The following is a 17,896-nucleotide window of genomic DNA, read 5'->3' as shown; positions in this document are numbered from 1 at the left end:
TGCTGGCGCAGCCCCCCGCCCTGTTCTCGGTCCTGTGCTCCGCCGGGCCGACCCGGCGGACTGATCCGCCGGCCCCGCCGCCCCGCCGTTCGCGGGGCGGCGGGGCCGGCGTCGTCCCCGGGGTTCACCCGGACGCCGCCGGGTGGGAGGATGGGGGCATGCTGGTTGCCTTCTCCGTCTCCCCGTCCGGCGGCGAGAACCCGAGCGGTTCCGTCCACGACGCCGTCGCCGCCGCCGTCCGCGTGGTCCGCGAGTCCGGACTGCCGCACGAGACCGACGCCATGTTCACCACGATCGAGGGCGAGTGGGACGAGGTCATGGACGTCGTCAAGCGCGCCACCGAGGCCGTGGGCCGCTACGGGCCCCGGGTCTCGCTCGTGCTCAAGGCCGACATCCGCCCCGGCCACACCGGTGAGCTGCAGGGCAAGGTCGAGCGCCTCGAGGCCGCGATCCAGCGGCAGGCCATAGAGTCCTGAGCGCTGCCCCCGCGGCGGTCCGCCTGCGGACCGCAGGACCGTCCGACGCCGGGGTCTGGTCCGCCCTGCACCTGCGCTGCCTCGACGAGACCTACCGTCCGCTCTTCGGGGACGCCTTCGCCGACCGGCAGCAGGCCGCGGCCGAGCGCACCGCCGGCTACGACCTCGCCCTCCTCGCGGACCCGCACGTGCGCACCATCCTCGCGGTCGACGACGACGGGGCCGCCCTCGGGCTGGTCTCCGCCGGCCCGGCCCCCGCCGCGTGGGAGGGGCGGGCCGGGGTGCCCGCCCCGCTCGTCCCGCTGCAGCTGTTCCAGCTCTACGTGCTGCGGGCCGCCCACGGCACGGGCCTCGGCGCCGCCCTGCAGGAGGCCGCGATCGGCTCCGCGGACGCGTACCTGTGGATCATGGACGGCAACGCCCGCGCGGAGCGCTTCTACGCCAGGCACGGCTTCCGGGCCCTGGCCGAGTCCTTCCCCGCCGGCGGGCCCTGGACCGGGCAGCGCATGCACCGCATGCTGCGGACGGGGACCGCGTGAGCCGGGCGTCCCGCCGCTCGCGCACGGCGCCGGCGCCCGCCGGGCCCACCGGCCCCGCGGCCGGGAGCTACGAGATCTCGACCGGCACCGCCGAGCTCGTCCCGGACGCCTACGCCCCCGGCTCCTGGGTGCTGCACGTCAACGGCGTCCCCTCCTCCCACGTGGACCCGGAGCACCCCGAGCGGCTGGACTTCGAGTACATGCGCTGGATCGCCGCGGTCGTGGACGCCCACCTCGCCGCCCACCCGGACCCGGAGCGGCTGCGGGTGCTGCACCTCGGCGGCGGCGCCTGCTCGCTCGCCCGCTACCTCGCCCACGCGCACCCGGCCGCGCGGCAGGTCGTCGTCGAGCTCGACGGGCGGCTCGCCGAGCTGGTCCGGGAGTGGTTCGACCTCCCGCGCGCCCCCCTGCTGCGGATCCGGGTGGGGGAGGCCCGCGCCGTCACGGAGTCGCTGAGCCCGGCCACCCGGGACGTCGTGGTCCGCGACGTCTTCGCCGGGGCCGTGACCCCCGAGCCGCTCACCACGGTGGAGTTCGCCCGGCACGTGCGGCGCGTCCTGGCCCCCGGCGGGCTGTACGTGCTCAACTGCGGCGACACCCGGGACCTCGCCGGGGCGCGCGCCGAGCTCGCCGCGCTGTCCGAGGTGTTCGAGCACGTCGCCGCCGTGGCGGACCCGGCGATGCTCAAGGGCCGCCGCTACGGCAACATCGTGCTGGCCGCCTCCTCCGCCCCGCTGCCGCTGGAGGGCTCGCCCGGGGCGGCCGCGCTCGGCCGGGAGCTGCTCGGCGGCGCGGTGCCCGCCCAGTACAAGGACGAGGCGTGGGTGCGCTCCTTCGTGGGCGGCACCCCGCCGCGCCACGACCCGGTCGCCGAGGGGGCGCGCGATGGCGCCTGAGCCCGCGACCGAGCAGGACGTGCGCGGCCTCGCCCGGCGGCACGGCCTGGACCTGGAACCGGGGACCGTCCGGTTCGAGGAGGCGGGTCTGGACTACCGGGTGGCGTTCGCCGCCGCCTCCGGGACCGGCGAGCAGTGGGTGCTGCGGATCCCGCGCCGCCCCGACGTCGCGGCGAAGATGGCCGACGAGCTGCGGATCCTGGACTTCGTGCGCCCGCGGCTCCCGGTCGCCGTGCCGGACTGGCGGATCGCGGGGCCGGAGCTCGTCGCCTATCCGCTGCTGCCCGGCCGGCCCGGTCTCACCCTCGACGCCGCGGGGCAGCCGGTCTGGCACTACGACACCGCCTCCCCGGAGCATGCCCGGTCCCTGGCGGAGGTCGTCGCGTCCCTCCACCGCCTCGACCCCGCCGCCGCCGCGGCGGCGGGGGTCTCCGCCGAGACCCCCGAGCAGGTGCGCCGGCGGTGGGCGGCCGACCTCGAGCGGGTGCTCGGGGAGTTCGACGTCGCCGCGGAGCTCGCGGCCCGGTGGCGGGCCTGGCTCGACGACGACGGGCTGTGGCCGCGCCGCACCGTCCTCACGCACGGCGAGCTCTATCCCGCCCACCTGCTGCTCGACGACAGCAGCCGCATCCTGTCCGTCCTGGACTGGACGACGGCCGGCGTCGGCGACCCGGCCCTGGACCTCATGTACCAGCAACTCATCGCCCCGCCCGAGTCCTTCGCGGCGACCGTCCGCGCCTACGAGGAGCTCACCGGCCGCCACGAACGCCGACTCGCCGACCGCTGCGAGGCCCTCGTGGCCGCAGGACCCCTCAACTACGCTCTCTTCGCCCTGGCGTCCGGGGAACCGGGCCACCGCGAGGCCGCCGCCGCACAGCTGCGCCCCTGAGGTCCCCACGCTCCACCGTCCGGCCGCGCCCTATCCTGGCGGGATGGACAACCGCACCGAGGTCCGCGACTTCCTCGTCTCGCGCCGGGCCAAGCTCACCCCGGCCCAGGCCGGTCTGCCGGCCGGGGGCAACCGCCGGGTGCCGGGGCTGCGCCGCTCCGAGGTGGCGGCCCTGGCCGGGGTGAGCGTGGAGTACTACGCCAAGCTCGAGCGTGGGGCGGTCACCGGGGCCTCGGCCTCGGTCCTGGAGGCGGTCGCCGCCGCCCTGCGCCTGGACGAGACCGAGCGAGCGCACCTGCTCGACCTGGCGCGGGCGGCCGACGGCGTGTCCGCCGCACGGCGCCCGCGCCGCCGGGCGTCGAGGCAGGCGAGCTCCCGGCCGGGGCTGCAGTGGGCGCTGGAGGCGATCACCGGCGGGGTGGCGTTCGTGCGGAACCAGCACCAGGACCTGCTGGCCACCAACGCCCTGGGGCGCGCCTTCTACGCCCCGCTGCTCGGGGACGGCGGACGCACCCCCAACCTGGCCCGGTTCCAGTTCCTGGATCCGGCCTCCCGGGAGTTCTACCCGGACTGGGAGGTGTTCGCGAGCATGTGCGTGGCGATCATGCGCGCCGAGGCCGGCCGCGACCCGCACGACCGGGCGATGCAGGACCTGGTCGGGGAGCTGTCCACCCGCAGCGAGACCTTCCGCACCCTGTGGGGCGCCCACGACGTGCGCACCCACGGCACCGGCACCAAGCGCTTCCGCCACCCGGTGGTGGGGGAGCTGACGCTGGCCTACGAGGAGCTGGCCGTCACCGCCGAGCCCGGGCAGGTCCTCATGATCTACACCGCCGAACCGGGCTCGCCCTCGGCCGAGCGGCTCCGGCTGCTCGGATCCTGGGCGGCCGACCGGCACGCCGCCGTCCCCGAGCGCTGATCCGCGGCTGCGGCACGCGCCCGGCGCGGCACCGGTGCGAGCCGCTCGCACCGGTGCCGCGCGCATCCTGGGTCAGTCCTGCAGCGCGAGCAGCGCCGTGCTGTCGGCCGCCGTGCCCGCCAGCTGCGGCGCCCACCCGTCGTCGCCCTCGAGGTAGGTGCGGACCGTGAACCGGGCCTCCTCCGCGGCCGGCAGCTGCGGGCGGTCCGGGGTGACCTGCGCCCCCGGGCCCCGGTTGCGGTGCTCCGCGAAGCGCGCCTCGCGCCACGAGAAGCCGCTCATGTCCGTCCACGGGCTCGCCGCGACGTGGGCGCCGAGCCACGAGTCGCGGACCAGGACCTGCGCGACGGCCCGCGGATCCCCGCTCGGGTGCCACGGCCGGCCCAGGTGCACCGTGCCCGCGGCTGCCCCGGACGTGAAGCGGCACCGGTCGAAGAGGTAGCCGTGCGCGATGCCGAGGTCCTGGCTGCCGGCCGTGACGTAGCCGTTGTTGCCGGCGGAGCCGCGGTCGAGGGACCGGATCTCGCAGTCCCCGAAGACGGCCGTGCCGCGGCCGAAGACGAAGTCGACGTCGCCCTCGACCCAGCACCGGTCGAACCAGGACCTCGAGGCCACACCGCTCGCCGGCGAGTTGACCAGCAGGGTGTCCTGGTTGCCGAGGAAGCGCACCCCGGACAGGACCGCCCGGTCGCCCGTCAGGTGCAGGGCCACGGCCTGGCGGTTCTTCATCTCGGGGTGCGCGGCCTCGTCGAAGTCGTTGGCGAACGTGAGGTTGCGCGCCACGAAGTCCGCCCCGTCGACCCGGGCGGACGCGCTGCCGAACGTGCCGAACGGTCCGCTGCCGTCGGGCTTGACGGTGCCGGAGGCGTTGTCGTGCACCAGCACCACGTCCTCGGGGCGCTCGCCCATCCCCACGAACGAGATCCGGGGCTTGCCCGACGGCACGAGCAGGACCTCCCGGTACTCCCCGGGCTGGATCCGGATCACCGTCCGGCGGGCGCCGCCCGGCTCCGCCGCGTCCACGGCGGACTGCACGGTCCGGAACGGCCTGCCGGGGCCGACGTCGAGCACCGCGGGGGTGTCCACGGGGCGCTCGCTCGGCCAGAACATCCGGGCCAGGGGGTCCGTCACGGCGTCGGGATCCGGGAACCAGCCCGGCGGCACGATCCGCTTCGACCGCAGCTCGCGCGCGACCAGCCGGGCCACGGCCAGCGCGCCGAGTGCCTGGAAGTGGGTGTTGTCCTCGGAGCCCTGCGGGTACTGCGGGTGCTGCCCCGGGGCCAGGTGCAGGAAGTGGGACGTGGTCCCGTCCGGGCCGAGGCGCTGCCACAGGTCCTTGGACGAGGTGGTCAGGTCCACGAGGGGCGTGCCGGTGGCCGCGGCGAGCTCGCGCACCGCCTGCGGATAGGCGCCGTGGGTGTCCCGCGCGGCCCCGAAGGCGTCGAAGCGGCGGCGCTCCACGGGGGTGACCAGCACGGGCTGCGCCCCACGCGCGGCGGCGCCGTCGAGGTAGCGGCGCAGGTACTCCTCGAAGGTGGAGCCCGGCAGGGTGCCGCGGGCCGGGTCCTCGACCTTCTCGTCGTTGTGGCCGAAGGAGATCAGCAGGTGGTCGCCCGGCTGCAGCAGGGACAGTGCCCGGTCCAGCAGCCCGGCGTCCGCGTAGCTCTTGGACGAGGCCCCGGACCAGGCGAGGTCGAGCACGCCGGCCTGGGGGCCCAGCAGCAGGGGCAGGGCCTGGCCCCACCCGGCGCGCGGGCGCTCGGAGTGCTGGTACGCGGACGACGTCGAGTCCCCGACGACGACCAGCGCCGGCCGGGTGCGCCGCGTCCCGCCGCTGTTGCCGGTGGCCCCTGTCGTGGCGAGGGCGGGGGAGGCCGTGGCGCCCGTCAGCGCGGCGGAGCCGGCCGCCAGGGCGAGCGCGGTCAGGACGGTGCGGCGGCTCGGCGCCCCGGGGGCCCTCACCGGTCGCCGCCGGTGCTCAGGACGGGGCCCGCGGTGCGGGCGAGCAGTGCCGGCACGGCCTGGGGCGCGTGGACCTTCGTGCGCAGCACGGGCGTCCAGGAGGTGTCGTGGGTCAGCCGCTCGGCCTCCGGGACGGCGGCGTTGTACGCGGCCCGCACATCGACCTTCTTGCCGTTCACGGTGTTGTCCACGGTGGCGATGGTCGTGCCCTTGTACCGGCCGATGATCTCCGCGGCGTCCGTGCCGGCGGGGAGCGTGAAGGCGTTGACCTCCGCGTAGAGGTGCGACTCGATCCCCGCGCCCAGCGAGTACACGTATGGCACGGAGCCGTCCTCCGGCACCACGTAGTGGTTGTTGTAGACGTCCACCTGGCCGTAGCGCACCCGGGGCGCCCGCTGCCCGACGTCCTCGAAGACGTTGTGGTGGACGGTCACCCGCAGCCTGCCCGGGTCGCCCCGGTTCGTGGAGTCGGTGGAGCCGATGAGCATCAGCTTGTCGTGCTCGGTGAACCGGTTGTAGGACACGGTGACCAGGTCGGATCCGTTGGTCACGTCGACCGCGCCGTCGTGCACCTGATAGGGGGTGCCGAAGTAGGAGGGCTGCTCGCTGTCGAGGTTCGGGGCGTCGGTGAACTCGGAGTGGTCGATCCAGACGTGGGTGGCGCCGTTGATCACCTGGAGCAGGTCGTACTCGCTGTTCCAGGCCCCGGTGCTCCCGTCGCCCGGGTCCCAGGCGGGGAAGCAGTCGGAGGAGTCGGAGAACGTGAGGTTGCGCAGGATCACGTTGTCGGCCCCGTTGATCCGCAGGGCCGCGCCACGGATCTCGCTGTCCGCGCCGGCGCCGACGATCGTGGTGTTGCTCGGGATGTCCCAGCGGATCGTCCGTGCCTGGTTCGTGGCCGCGGCCCGGCGGGCCTCCTCCTGCGCCCCGGCCGGGTCCCGGTCACGGCCCCACGTGGCTGGGTCGTAGGCCTCCAGGTACTGCTCCAGGGAGTAGCCGGTGCCCGCCGCGTAGTCGTCGCAGCTCAGCGGAGAGCCGTCCGGCGCGGTGTTGGCGTCGATCCGGCCGTGGACGCGGACGATCTTCGGGCGCTCGCCCGCGGCGTCGAACGCCGCCAGCAACTCGGTCCGGTTCGTGACGTCGTAGACGTCGGCGGCCTCCGCGGCCGAGCCGCCGGTCGTGCCGGGGCCCAGGGAGGCCCACCCGTCGTCCTCCGGCAGGACCTGGCGCTCGAGCGCGGTGCGGGAGGTCTGGGCCTCGGGGGCGGCGAGGGGGCTGGGGGCGGCCGACGCAGGAGTCGCCGCGAGGAGGGCGGCCGTCACGGCCACGGCGGTGGGAATGGACAGGTGCGCAGTGCGTTTCCGCATGGTTCCTCTTCCGTCATCGGGGGGACGCCCTCGGGGGAGGTGCTGTAGTTGTGTGACAGGGGTCACGGGAGGGCGTTGAGCAGGACGGTATCAGAAAGCGCTTTCCCAGAGAAGGTGCACAGGCGTTCGGGCGGTGCTGCCCACGCCTCGTCACGCCCCTCGTGGCTCCCATCGTCGCTCCCTTGTGGCCGAGGGGTCGCCATCGGCGAGAACATGCCGCGCTGAACGTCGGAACGCGACCCGCCGCGTGTACTGAACGTCGGAACGCGACCCGCCGCGTGTGCTGGGCGCGGAGGCGACCCCGCGGCGGCGTTCCGGTGGGCTCGGGGATCAGCGGGAGGCGCGCGAGGCCTCGACCGACGCCACGAACTCCCGGGCCAGCTCCACCAGCTCCTGGGTGCGCTCGATCTGCGGCATGTGCCCGGTGTCCGGGAAGACGTGCAGCCGGGCGCCGGGCAGGGCGGCGGCCGCGGCCTCGGCGTGGTGGGCCGGCAGCACGGCGTCGGCCTCGCCCCACACCACGAGCACGGGCAGGCCCGAGGCCCGCACCTTCTCCAGCAGCGCCCTCCGCCAGCCGGGCAGGACGCCGATCACCGGCAGCCCGATGCTCCGGTAGGTGCCCAGGAACGTGGCCCGGAAGTCCGGCTGGGCGCCCACCCGCGCCGCGTGCCGCAGCAGCTCCGGGGTGGCCAGGGCCGGGTCGAAGAAGCAGTTCTGGTTCGACCGCACCGCGGCGGCCCGCGCCATCGGCCGGAACCGGCGGCCCACCACGGGCAGCCGGGACAGCCCCGCCCACACCATGGGCAGGGGGGAGACGTTGGCCTCCCGGCCGAACCCGGCGCTGTTGGCGAGCAGCAGCCCCGCGACCCGCCCTGGGTGCTCGGCGGCCACGGTCATGGCCACGGCGCCGCCCAGGGAGTTGCCCATGAGGTGCACCGGCCGCTGCTCGCCGAGCGCGTCGAGCACGCCGACCACGGCGCGGGCGAACGTCCCGAGCCCCGGCCGGTCCGCGCCGGCGGGGGTGAGCCCGAAGCCGGGGAGGTCCGTGCTCAGCACGCAGTGGTCCCGCGCCAGCAGGTCGTGGGCGGCCGACCAGTCCTCGAGGCTCCGGCCGATGCCGTGCAGCAGCACGACCGGCGGCGCCTGCGCGGGCCCGGAGCGGCGGATGCGCACGGGCCGGCCGGCGACCTCCACCGTCGTCGTCGTGGCCTCCGGGGTGCCGGCGGGGGAGTCCGCGGCGGGGACGGGCGCGTGTCGGTCGGTCATGCGTGGGTCTCCTGCGGGCGGGCGCCGCGGCGGGCCGCGGTGCGGGGGATCAGGTCGAGGGTGCGGGACAGCGGGGTGCGCAGGGTGGTCGCGGAGTCCAGCAGGTAGTTCTGCCGCACCCGCCACGGGTGCCGGTCGCCCTGGCGCGGGAAGGCGCCGATCGCGCGCCGGACGTAGCCGGAGCTGAGGTCCAGCAGCGGCTGCTCGGCCATGCCCCGGGGCGCGCGCGGCACCACGGCCCCGGCGTCGTGGCGCTCCAGGTGCCGCAGCACCCTGCACACCAGCCGGTGGGTGAGGTCCGCGCGCAGGGTCCAGGACGCGTTGGTGTAGCCGATGCACAGCGCGAAGTTCGGCACGCCGGTCAGCATCGCCCCGTTCCACACGAACTGCTCGGCGAGCTCCACCGGCGTCCCGTCCACGGTCAGGACGATCCCGCCGAAGGGGAGCAGCCGCAGGCCCGTGGCGGTGACCACGAGGTCGGCCTCGAGGACCCGGCCCCCGCTCAGCCGGACCCCCTCGGGCACGAACGTGTCGATCGTGCCGGTGACCACCTCGGCCCGCCCCCGCTTCAGCGCCTTGAACAGGTCCGCGTCCGGAACGGCGCACAGCCGCTGGTCCCAGGGGTCGTAGGACGGCGTGAAGTGCTCGGCCACGAGCTCCTCGGAGCCGAGGATGCGCGCGGCCCGGGACGTGAAGAACGCCCGGGCCGCGGCCGGGCGGCGGCGGCAGAACTGGTACACGGCCGTGCTGAACAGGATGTTCTTGGCGCGGATGACCCGGTGGGCGAGCCCCGCGGGCAGGAGCCGGCGCAGCGCGTCGGCCCGCCGGTCCCGGCCGGGCACGGCGCTGATCCACGTGGGGGAGCGCTGCAGCATGGTCACGCCCGCGGCGGTCCGCGCCATGGCCGGCACGAGGGTCACGGCGGTGGCGCCGCTGCCGACCACCAGCACGCGCCGGCCCGTCCAGTCCAGGTCCTCGGGCCAGAACTGCGGGTGCACCACCCGGCCGCCGAAGTCCTCCAGGCCGGGCAGCGCGGCGTCGTGGCCGCGGTCGTAGTCGTAGTAGCCGGCGCACGAGTACAGGAACGAGCACGTCATGCTGCGCCGGTGGACGGCACCGTCCTCGTCCCGCACCTCGAGGCCCAGGCTCCAGCGCTGCTCGGCGCCGGACCAGTCGGCCGAGACCACCCGGGTGCGGAGGCGGAGGTGCCGGTCGATGCCGAACTCCTCCGCCGTCTCGTGGATGTACGCGAGGATCGACGGGCCGTCCGCGAGCGCCTGCGGGTCCCGCCACGGCTTGAAGGAGTAGCCGAGCGTGAACATGTCCGAGTCGGAGCGCACGCCCGGGTAGCGGAACAGGTCCCAGGTCCCGCCGAGGTCGTCCCGGGCCTCCAGCACGGCGTAGGACAGCTCGGGGCGCTCGGTCTGCAGGCGGTAGGCCGCGCCGATGCCGGACAGGCCGGCTCCGACGACGACGACGTCCCGGTGGTCGGTGCCGCCGGGGATCTCACGGGGCGGCTCGCTGGCGGTGGAAGGTGCTCGCATGCTTCCAGGATCGCCCGGCGCGCCCGCCAGGACTTGACGCTGCGCGACGATTGCTTGACCCTGGGCGACATGACGGTCATCCGGTCCGCGGGTCTGCGCGGCTTCCGCGCCGCGGTCGCGGAGCTCGGCGGGAACGCCGAGGCCCTGGCCGACGCCGCCGGGCTGCCCCGGTCGGCCCTGGACACCGACGACCTCCTGGTCCCCGAGCGGGCCGTCGCGCGGGTGCTGGAGACCGCCGCCCAGGAGCTGGCCTGCCCCGACCTGGGGCTGCGGGTCGCCGCCCGGCAGGACCCGGGGGTGCTCGGCCCGCTCGCGCTCGCCGCCCGCCACTCGGAGACGGTGCGCGACGCCCTCGAGTGCACCTCCCGCTACCTCTTCGTCCACGCCCCGTCCCTCGAGCTGGCGCTGGTGCCGGACCCCTACGGGGCCCGCGGGGTGACGGCGGTGCGCTACGGCGGCTCCGCCGCGACCGCCCGGGACCCCGGGCGCGGCAGCCCGCAGGGCACCGACCTGGGCCTGGGCCTGCTGCACCGGGCCCTGAGCTCCCTGGTGGGGGGCCGCTACGGGCTGCGCACGGTCGAGCTGGCCCACCGGCCGGCGGCGCCGCTGCGGGTCTACGAGGAGTTCTTCGGGGCACCCGTGCGCACCGGCCGCCCCGACGTCCTCCTGCGGATCCCCACCAGCACGCTCGCCCGCCCGCTGCACGGGGACGCCGGGGTCCGGCAGGTGGCGCTCGCCTTCCTCGACACCCAGCTCCCCGGGCCCGGCTCCGCGTGGGCGCCCCGGGTCCGGGGCGTGCTGGTGCAGCTGCTCGGCACCGCGGCCCCGGAGATCGAGGCCGTGGCCCGGGTGCTGGACCTGCACCCCCGCACCCTGCAGCGCCGGCTCGCCGAGGAGGGCACCACCTTCGGCGCCGTCCTGGACGGGACCCGGCGCAGCGCGGCCCTGCGCTGGCTCACCACCACCGACGTCCCCCTCGGCCAGATCGCCGGGCTCGTGGGGCTCTCGGAGTCCTCGGCGCTCACCCGGTGCGCCCGCCGCTGGTGGAGCGCCCCGCCGCGGGACGTCCGCCGCCGGGGCGTCCCCGCCGGCTGAGGGTGTCGCCGCGCGTCAACTTCCTGTCGCGGTGGGTCAAGCGGTGCCCGGTGCCCGCCCGCACACTGGACAGCAGGCCCCGATCCACGACCCCGACCCCAGGAGCAGCCCGTGTCCCCGTCCGCACCCTTCCGCTTCGCCGGCGCCACCGCGGTGCTCACCGGCGCCGCCTCCGGCATCGGCGAGCAGCTGGCCCACGGCCTCGCCGCCCGCGGCACCCACCTGGTGCTCCTCGACCGGGACGCCGCGGGACTCGAGACCGTCGCCGGGGCGATCCGCGCGGGGCACCCGGACCTGCCGGTGCGCACGGTCGTGGCCGACCTCGCCGAGCTGTCCGCGCTGCCGGGCGTGGCCGAGCGGATCCGGGCCGAGCACCCGCGGATCGACCTGCTGGTCAACAACGCCGGGGTGGGCCTGGGCGGGACCTTCGAGCAGGTCTCCGCCGAGGAGTTCGACTGGCTCATGGACATCAACTTCCGGGCGCCGGTGGTGCTCACCCGCGAGCTGCTGCCCGCCCTGCTCGCCGCCCCCGGCAGCCACCTGGTCAACCTCTCCAGCCTGTTCGGCCTCATCGCCCCGCCCGGGCAGGTGGCGTACTCCGCGAGCAAGTACGCCCTGCGCGGGTTCTCCGAGGGCCTGCGCCACGAGCTGGCGGGCCGGGTGGGGGTCACCGTGGTGCACCCGGGCGGGGTCCGGACCAGGATCGCCGAGACCGCCCGCACCCCGGCCGGGGTGTCGGAGGAGCGGGCGCGGAAGGACCGGGAGGACTTCGCGGCGCTGCTCAGCTATCCGGCGGAGCGTGCGGCCGCCGACATCCTGGGGGCGGTGGAGCGGCGCCGGAACCGGCTGCTCGTGGCGCCCAGCGCCGTGCTGCCGGACCTCGTGGCGCGAGTCCTCCCGGGCTCCTACTGGCCGGTCCTGCGGCACGCGCCCCGGGTCCTGAAGCATGCGCCCCGGGTCCTGCGGCGTCTTCCCGGGCGGCGGCGCCGGGCCTAGGCTGAGCGCATGACCAGCACCCTGTCCTCCGTCGTCGTCGACTGCCGCGATCCCGAGACCCTCGCCCGCTTCTGGTGCGCCGCCCTGGGCTACGTCGTCCATGCGGAGGCCGAGGGGTTCGTGGGCATCGTGCCCGCGGAGGGCAGCGGCCCGCACCTCGACTTCGTGGTCGTCCCCGAGCCCCGGACCGTCAAGAACCGGCTGCACCTCGACCTGCGCGCCGTGGACAGCGACCGGGACTCCGAGGTCGCCCGCCTGGAGTCCATCGGCGCCCGCCGCGTGGACGTGGGCCAGGGGCCCGAGGTGACCTGGGTGGTGCTGGCCGACCCGGAGGGCAACGAGTTCTGCGTGCTCTCCGACCTCGAGGAGGACTGAGCCGGCGGGCTCAGGCGAGCACGCCGTCCACGTAGTACCACCGGCCGTCCTCGCGCCGGAACCGGGAGTTCTCCCGCTGGGCCCCCCGGGCCCCGTGTGGGCCGCGCCGGTGCGCGGTGAAGTCCACCCACCCCTCGTCGTCGAAGGGGCCGCCGCCCGTCACCCCGTGGACGTCGAGCCGGGTCCAGCGCAGCGCGGGGTCCAGGTCCACGGACCCAGGGCGCGTGCCCGGGTGCCACGTGGCCAGCAGATAGGCATCGTCCCCGGCGGCGAAGGCGCTGAACCGCGAGCGCATCAGCAGCTCGGCCGTGGGCGCCGGGCGGCCGCCGTGGAAGCGCCCGCAGCACGCGCCGTAGGTCTCCCCGGTGCCGCAGGGGCAGCGGGCGTCGTCGTCGATCACGCCATCCAGCCCTCGACCACGCCCTTGCCGAAGAACACCACGAAGGCCGCCGCCACCACGTACATGAGCGGGTGGACCTCCTTGCCGCGGCCCTGCACGAGGCGGATGAAGACGTAGGAGACGAAGCCCGCGCCGATGCCGTCCGCGATCGAGTAGGTGAACGGCATGACGGCGAACGTCAGGAAGGACGGCACGGACAGGCCCCAGTCGTCCCACTCGATGCGCACGACCTGCTTGGCCATGAGGAAGCCCACCACGACCATGGCCGGGGCCACGGCCTCGAACGGCACCACGTTGACCAGCGGGGTGATGAACATGGCGAGCAGGAACAGCACGCCGGTGACCACGTTGGCCAGGCCGGTGCGGGCGCCGTCGGCGATGCCGGTGGAGGACTCCACGAAGATCTGGTTGGAGGACACGGAGCCCGCGCCGCCGGCGATCGCGCCGGCGGCGTCCACCAGCAGGATCTTGTCCACGTTCTGGATCTGCCCGTTGCGGCCCACGAGCCCGGCCTGCTGGGAGAGCCCGACCATCGTGCCCATCGCGTCGAAGAAGATGGAGAGCAGGATCGTGAAGATCAGCAGCGCCGCGGCGAGCGCCCCGAGGCTCCGGAACGCCTCGAGCGGGGCGGCCGAGCCCACGAGGGAGAGGTCCGGCAGCGCCACGAAGGAGGTGGGGGCCGCGGGCACGACGAGCGACCACCCGGTGGGGGCGTCCACGGAGGAGCCGGACGGGACGACCGCCTCGAGCACGTGGGCGAGGATCGTGGTGGCGACCACGGCGATCAGGATCGCGCCGCGGACGTTGCGGACGATGAGGGCCACGGTCAGGAGCAGGCCGACCACGAACGTGAGCATGGGCCAGCCCAGCAGCGTCCCGCCGTCGCCGAGCTGCACGGGCACGGTGGTGCCGGCGGCGTCCGGGATGCGGCGCACGAAGCCGGCGTTCACGAAGCCGATCAGGGCGATGAACAGGCCGATCCCCACCACGATGGCGGTCTTCAAGGACGCCGGCACGGCGTTGAACACGGCGGTGCGGAAGCCGGTGAGCACCAGGACGAACATGATCAGGCCCGCCCACACGACCAGCCCCATCACCTGGGGCCACGTGAGCTGCGGGGTGGTCACGATCGTCACGGCGAGGAACGCGTTGACGCCCAGGCCCGTGGCGATCGCGAAGGGCGCGCGGGCCACGACGCCCATGAGGATGGTCAGCACCCCGGCGACGAGCGCCGTCACGGCCGCGACCCGCTCACCGCCAAGGATGTTGCCGGCGCCGTCCGGGCCGTAGCCGAGGATCAGCGGGTTGAGGACCACGATGTAGCTCATCGCGATGAACGTCGCCACGCCGCCGCGGACCTCGCTCGCCACCGAGGAGCCGCGCTCGCTGATCTTGAAGAAGCGGTCCAGGCCGTTGCGCGGCGGACCGGAGGGGGTCTCGGTGGAGACGGAAGCGGAGGATGCCATGGCGGTCCTTCAGGCACTCGACGGGAGGGAGCACGACTCCACAGGGGACGCTCCCGGGCTGACGGCGGCACCGGCGTGCCACCGGGACGACACTACCTCCCCGCGTCCGGGCGCGCCGGGGCCCGTCCCCGCCGGGACGGGACGCCGCCGGGACGACGCCGGGCCGCGGGCCCGGTGTCCTTGCACACGCCGGGCCCCGTGTCCACCCCTGTGTCCCGTCACGACGGTTCGTGGCGGTTTGTGACGACCGGCGTGACTGTCCAGCGGGACGCGCGAACAATCGAGCGCATGACACAGACGACGCGCGCGCCCCGCGCTGCCCGGAAGCCGAAGGCCGAGGGGCAGTGGAAGGTCGACGGCCGGGACCCCCTGAACCCCAACGAGGTCTTCAAGCAGGCCGACGACGGGCTCAACGTGCGCACCCGGATCGAGGAGGTCTACTCGAAGCACGGCTTCGCCTCGATCGACCCCCAGGACCTGCACGGGCGCTTCCGCTGGTGGGGCCTCTACACCCAGCGCCGGCCGGGCATCGACGGCGGGCGGACGGGCTCGCTGTCCGACGCCGAGATCGAGGACGAGTACTTCATGATGCGCGTCCGGCTCGACGGCGGGGCCCTGACCCGCGAGCAGCTGCGGGTGCTCGGGCAGATCTCCGCGGACTTCGCGCGGGACTCGGCCGACATCACGGACCGGCAGAACATCCAGTACCACTGGATCCGGGTGGAGGACGTCCCCGAGATCTGGCGCCGGCTCGAGGACGCGGGCCTGGACACCGTCGAGGCCTGCGGGGACGTGCCGCGCGTGATCCTGGGCTCCCCGCTCGCCGGGATCGCCGAGGACGAGATCATCGACCCCACCCCGGTGATCGAGCGGATCAAGTCCACCTGGATCGGCTCCCCGGAGTTCTCCAACCTGCCGCGCAAGTACAAGACCGCGATCACCGGCCACCCGTCCCTGGACGTGGTGCACGAGATCAACGACTGCGCCCTCGTGGGCGTGGTCCACCCCGAGCTCGGCCCCGGCTACGACCTGTGGGTCGGCGGCGCCCTGTCCGTGGTGCCGTTCCTCGGCAAGCGCCTCGGCGCGTTCGTGACCGAGGAGCAGGCCCCAGAGGTGTGGAAGGGCGTCACGAGCATCTTCCGCGACTACGGCTACCGGCGGCTGCGCAACCGCGCCCGGCTGAAGTTCCTGGTCCAGGACTGGGGCCCGGAGAAGTTCCGGCAGGTGCTCCAGGACGAGTACCTCGGCTACGCGCTCGCGGACGGCCCCGCGCCGGAGAAGGCGGCCGTCCCCGGCGACCACATCGGCGTGCACCGGCAGAAGGACGGCCGGTTCTACATCGGCGTGGCCCCGCGCGTGGGCCGCGTCTCCGGGGCGAAGCTGCTGGCCCTCGCCGACGTGATGGCGAAGTACGGCTCCGACCGGCTGCGCACCACCCCGCACCAGAAGCTCGTGCTGCTCGACATCGAGGAGGCCGACGTCGAGAACGCCGTCGCCGACCTCGACGCCCTGGACCTGCAGGCGCGGCCCTCCGCGTTCCGCCGCTCGACCGTGGCGTGCACCGGCATCGAGTACTGCAAGCTCGCGATCGTCGAGACCAAGCAGACCGCCTCGGACACCATCGACGAGCTCGAGCGGCGGCTCGACGGCGTGGAGCTGCCCCACCCCATCTCGATGCACGTCAACGGCTGCCCCAACTCGTGCGCCCGCATCCAGACCGCGGACATCGGGCTCAAGGGCCAGCTGCTGCCCACCGAGGACGGCGGGCAGAAGCCCGGCTACCAGGTCCACCTGGGCGGCGGGCTCGCCGCGGACGACCGTGCGGAGGCCGGCCTGGGCCGGACCGTGCGCGGGCTGAAGGTCTTCCAGGACGACCTCGCCGACTACGTGGAGCGGCTGGTCCGGCGCTTCCTGGCCCAGCGCACCGAGGACGAGAGCTTCGCCGAGTGGACCCACCGGGTCGAGGAGAGTGAACTGGCATGACCGGCACGGACACGGGCACCCGCCCCGCCCTGCGGGACGAGCAGCAGCTGCGCGACCTCGCGGCGGCCGGCGCCGCCGCGCTGCACGCCGAGCTCGACGCCGAGGGCCGGGTCCCGGCCGAGGGGGAGGCCTCCACGGAGGAGGCCATCCGCTGGGTCGCGGAGAACTTCGACCTGCGCAGCGTCACCGTGGCCTGCTCGATGGCCGACGCCGTGCTCCCGGCCCTGGTCGCCGAGCAGCTGCCCGGCGTGGACGTGCTGTTCCTGGAGACCGGCTACCACTTCCCGGAGACCATCGGCACCCGGGACGCCGTGGCGCACATGCTCGACATCACCGTGGTCGACGCCCTCCCGGAGCTGACCGTGGCCGAGCAGGACGAGAAGCACGGCAAGGACCTCTTCGCCCGCGACCCCGGCCTGTGCTGCGCGATCCGCAAGGTGGCCCCGCTCAAGAAGTCCCTGGAGGGCTACGAGGTGTGGTTCACCGGCGTGCGCCGGGACGAGTCCTGGACCCGCACCAACGCCCCGATGGTGACCTTCGACGAGACCCACAAGCTCGTCAAGGTCAACCCCATGGTGCGCTGGAGCCTCGACGACCTCGTCGAGTGGTCGCAGGACCACGGCGTGCCGACGAACCCGCTGATGGCGGAGGGCTACCTCTCCATCGGCTGCGCCCCCTGCACGCGGCCCACCGCCCCGGGCGAGGACCCGCGCGCGGGCCGCTGGGCCGGCCAGGACAAGATCGAGTGCGGTATCCACCTGTGAGCGCACCCACCACGACGGAGGCGAACGTGACCACCCCCACCACCGCCCCGGCCCCCGCGGAGGCCGGCGTGCACAGCAGCCTCGACGCGCTCGAGGCCGAGTCCATCCACATCCTGCGCGAGGTCGTGGCGGAGTTCGACCGCCCGGCCATGCTGTTCTCCGGCGGCAAGGACTCGGTGGTCATGCTGCACCTGGCCGCCAAGGCCTTCTGGCCCGGCCGGATCCCCTTCCCCGTGCTGCACGTGGACACGGGCCACAACTTCCCGGAGGTGCTGGAGTTCCGGGACCGCACCGTGGAGCGGCTCGGCCTGCGGCTGGTCGTGGCGAGCGTGCAGGACTACCTCGACGACGGCCGGCTGCTCGAGCGCGCCGACGGCACCCGCAACCCGCTGCAGACCCTCCCGCTGCTGGACGCCATCGCGGAGCACCGGTTCGACGCCGTGTTCGGCGGCGGCCGCCGCGACGAGGACAAGGCCCGCGCGAAGGAGCGGATCCTGTCCCTGCGCGACGAGTTCGGCCAGTGGGACCCGCGCAACCAGCGCCCCGAGCTGTGGAACCTCTACAACGGCCGGCACACCCCCGGCCAGCACGTGCGGGCGTTCCCGATCAGCAACTGGACCGAGCTGGACATCTGGCGCTACATCGAGCGCGAGAACATCGAGCTGCCGCCCATCTACTACGCCCACGAGCGGGACGTCTTCCGCCGGGACGGGATGTGGATGGCCGTGGGCGAGTTCTCGGCGCCGGCCGGGGCCGAGGCCGTGGAGCGGCAGACCGTGCGCTACCGCACCGTGGGGGACATGTCCTGCACCGGCGCCGTGCTCTCCGGGGCGCGCACCGTGGCCGACGTGGTGGCCGAGGTCGCCGTGTCCACGCTCACCGAGCGCGGGGCCACCCGCGCGGACGACAGGATCTCCGAGGCCGCCATGGAGGACCGCAAGAAGGACGGGTACTTCTAG

The 17,896-nt window shown here is 74.8% G+C and carries 17 protein-coding genes; 11 read left to right on the top strand and 6 right to left on the bottom strand.

Annotated elements, in window-relative coordinates:
• Positions 1-158: 158 nt before the first annotated feature.
• The 5 genes from ACP7CD_RS10830 to ACP7CD_RS10810 all read left to right on the top strand — a co-directional run bounded on the left by ACP7CD_RS10830 (position 159) and on the right by ACP7CD_RS10810 (position 3,719).
• Positions 159-476: a thiamine-binding protein gene (locus tag ACP7CD_RS10830; RefSeq protein ID WP_017833001.1), complete on the top strand. Its 318-nt coding sequence runs from the start codon at positions 159-161 to the stop codon at positions 474-476.
• Between the two features lie 188 nt (positions 477-664).
• Positions 665-1,015, top strand: a complete 351-nt coding sequence (locus ACP7CD_RS10825; protein ID WP_426120177.1) for a GNAT family N-acetyltransferase — start codon at positions 665-667, stop codon at positions 1,013-1,015.
• On the top strand, positions 1,012-1,911 hold the full coding sequence (locus ACP7CD_RS10820) for a spermidine synthase (protein WP_017833003.1): 900 nt from the start codon (positions 1,012-1,014) through the stop codon (positions 1,909-1,911). The genes ACP7CD_RS10825 and ACP7CD_RS10820 overlap by 4 nt, the downstream gene beginning before the upstream one ends.
• Complete coding sequence (locus tag ACP7CD_RS10815) at positions 1,901-2,800, top strand: macrolide 2'-phosphotransferase (RefSeq protein ID WP_426120176.1); 900 nt, start codon at positions 1,901-1,903, stop codon at positions 2,798-2,800. Before ACP7CD_RS10820 ends, ACP7CD_RS10815 begins: the two co-directional genes overlap by 11 nt.
• Before the next feature lie 43 nt (positions 2,801-2,843).
• The gene (locus ACP7CD_RS10810; protein ID WP_426120175.1) at positions 2,844-3,719 is read left to right on the top strand and encodes a helix-turn-helix domain-containing protein; all 876 of its coding nucleotides are present in this window, start codon (positions 2,844-2,846) and stop codon (positions 3,717-3,719) included.
• 72 nt (positions 3,720-3,791) lie between these two features.
• On the opposite strand, the gene ACP7CD_RS10805 is transcribed toward ACP7CD_RS10810, so the two are convergent.
• The 4 genes from ACP7CD_RS10805 to ACP7CD_RS10790 all read right to left on the bottom strand — a co-directional run bounded on the left by ACP7CD_RS10805 (position 3,792) and on the right by ACP7CD_RS10790 (position 9,858).
• The gene (locus ACP7CD_RS10805; RefSeq protein WP_426120174.1) at positions 3,792-5,681 is read right to left on the bottom strand and encodes a pectinesterase family protein; all 1,890 of its coding nucleotides are present in this window, start codon (positions 5,679-5,681) and stop codon (positions 3,792-3,794) included.
• A complete protein-coding gene (locus tag ACP7CD_RS10800; RefSeq protein WP_426120173.1) occupies positions 5,678-7,048 on the bottom strand; it encodes a pectate lyase family protein in 1,371 nt (456 codons plus the stop codon). The genes ACP7CD_RS10805 and ACP7CD_RS10800 overlap by 4 nt, the downstream gene beginning before the upstream one ends.
• 330 nt (positions 7,049-7,378) lie before the next feature.
• Positions 7,379-8,314 (bottom strand): alpha/beta fold hydrolase, encoded by a 936-nt coding sequence (locus ACP7CD_RS10795; RefSeq protein ID WP_426120171.1) that lies wholly within the window; start codon positions 8,312-8,314, stop codon positions 7,379-7,381.
• Positions 8,311-9,858 (bottom strand): flavin-containing monooxygenase, encoded by a 1,548-nt coding sequence (locus tag ACP7CD_RS10790; RefSeq protein ID WP_426120170.1) that lies wholly within the window; start codon positions 9,856-9,858, stop codon positions 8,311-8,313. Before ACP7CD_RS10790 ends, ACP7CD_RS10795 begins: the two co-directional genes overlap by 4 nt.
• Before the next feature lie 54 nt (positions 9,859-9,912).
• Between ACP7CD_RS10790 and ACP7CD_RS10785 the strand changes: the two genes are divergently transcribed.
• From ACP7CD_RS10785 to ACP7CD_RS10775, 3 genes are all read left to right on the top strand, one after another.
• Entirely contained in the window at positions 9,913-10,953 is a 1,041-nt protein-coding gene (locus ACP7CD_RS10785) for an AraC family transcriptional regulator (RefSeq protein WP_426120169.1), read from the top strand.
• Between the two features lie 111 nt (positions 10,954-11,064).
• Positions 11,065-11,949: an SDR family NAD(P)-dependent oxidoreductase gene (locus ACP7CD_RS10780; RefSeq protein ID WP_017833009.1), complete on the top strand. Its 885-nt coding sequence runs from the start codon at positions 11,065-11,067 to the stop codon at positions 11,947-11,949.
• A gap of 9 nt (positions 11,950-11,958) precedes the next feature.
• A complete protein-coding gene (locus tag ACP7CD_RS10775) occupies positions 11,959-12,324 on the top strand; it encodes a VOC family protein (RefSeq protein WP_426120168.1) in 366 nt (121 codons plus the stop codon).
• Positions 12,325-12,334: 10 nt separating this feature from the next.
• Here the strand turns inward: ACP7CD_RS10775 and ACP7CD_RS10770 are convergent, their stop codons facing one another.
• Positions 12,335-12,724: a YchJ family protein gene (locus ACP7CD_RS10770; protein WP_426120167.1), complete on the bottom strand. Its 390-nt coding sequence runs from the start codon at positions 12,722-12,724 to the stop codon at positions 12,335-12,337.
• Complete coding sequence (locus tag ACP7CD_RS10765; RefSeq protein WP_017833012.1) at positions 12,721-14,190, bottom strand: NCS2 family permease; 1,470 nt, start codon at positions 14,188-14,190, stop codon at positions 12,721-12,723. The genes ACP7CD_RS10770 and ACP7CD_RS10765 overlap by 4 nt, the downstream gene beginning before the upstream one ends.
• A gap of 288 nt (positions 14,191-14,478) precedes the next feature.
• Between ACP7CD_RS10765 and ACP7CD_RS10760 the strand changes: the two genes are divergently transcribed.
• From ACP7CD_RS10760 to cysD, 3 genes are read left to right on the top strand one after another with little or no spacing between them, the layout of a single operon-like run.
• Positions 14,479-16,173 (top strand): nitrite/sulfite reductase, encoded by a 1,695-nt coding sequence (locus ACP7CD_RS10760; RefSeq protein WP_017833013.1) that lies wholly within the window; start codon positions 14,479-14,481, stop codon positions 16,171-16,173.
• Positions 16,170-16,937: a phosphoadenylyl-sulfate reductase gene (locus ACP7CD_RS10755; RefSeq protein WP_017833014.1), complete on the top strand. Its 768-nt coding sequence runs from the start codon at positions 16,170-16,172 to the stop codon at positions 16,935-16,937. The genes ACP7CD_RS10760 and ACP7CD_RS10755 overlap by 4 nt, the downstream gene beginning before the upstream one ends.
• Before the next feature lie 26 nt (positions 16,938-16,963).
• On the top strand, positions 16,964-17,896 hold the full coding sequence (gene cysD / locus ACP7CD_RS10750) for a sulfate adenylyltransferase subunit CysD (protein WP_031282790.1): 933 nt from the start codon (positions 16,964-16,966) through the stop codon (positions 17,894-17,896).

The sequence above is a fragment of the Kocuria sp. LHG3120 genome (genome assembly GCF_049897445.1).
GTDB classification, from domain to species: Bacteria; Actinomycetota; Actinomycetes; order Actinomycetales; family Micrococcaceae; genus Kocuria; species Kocuria rosea.
Note: the sequence above shows the minus strand (reverse complement) of the source record. Positions and strands in the feature narration are given on the sequence as shown.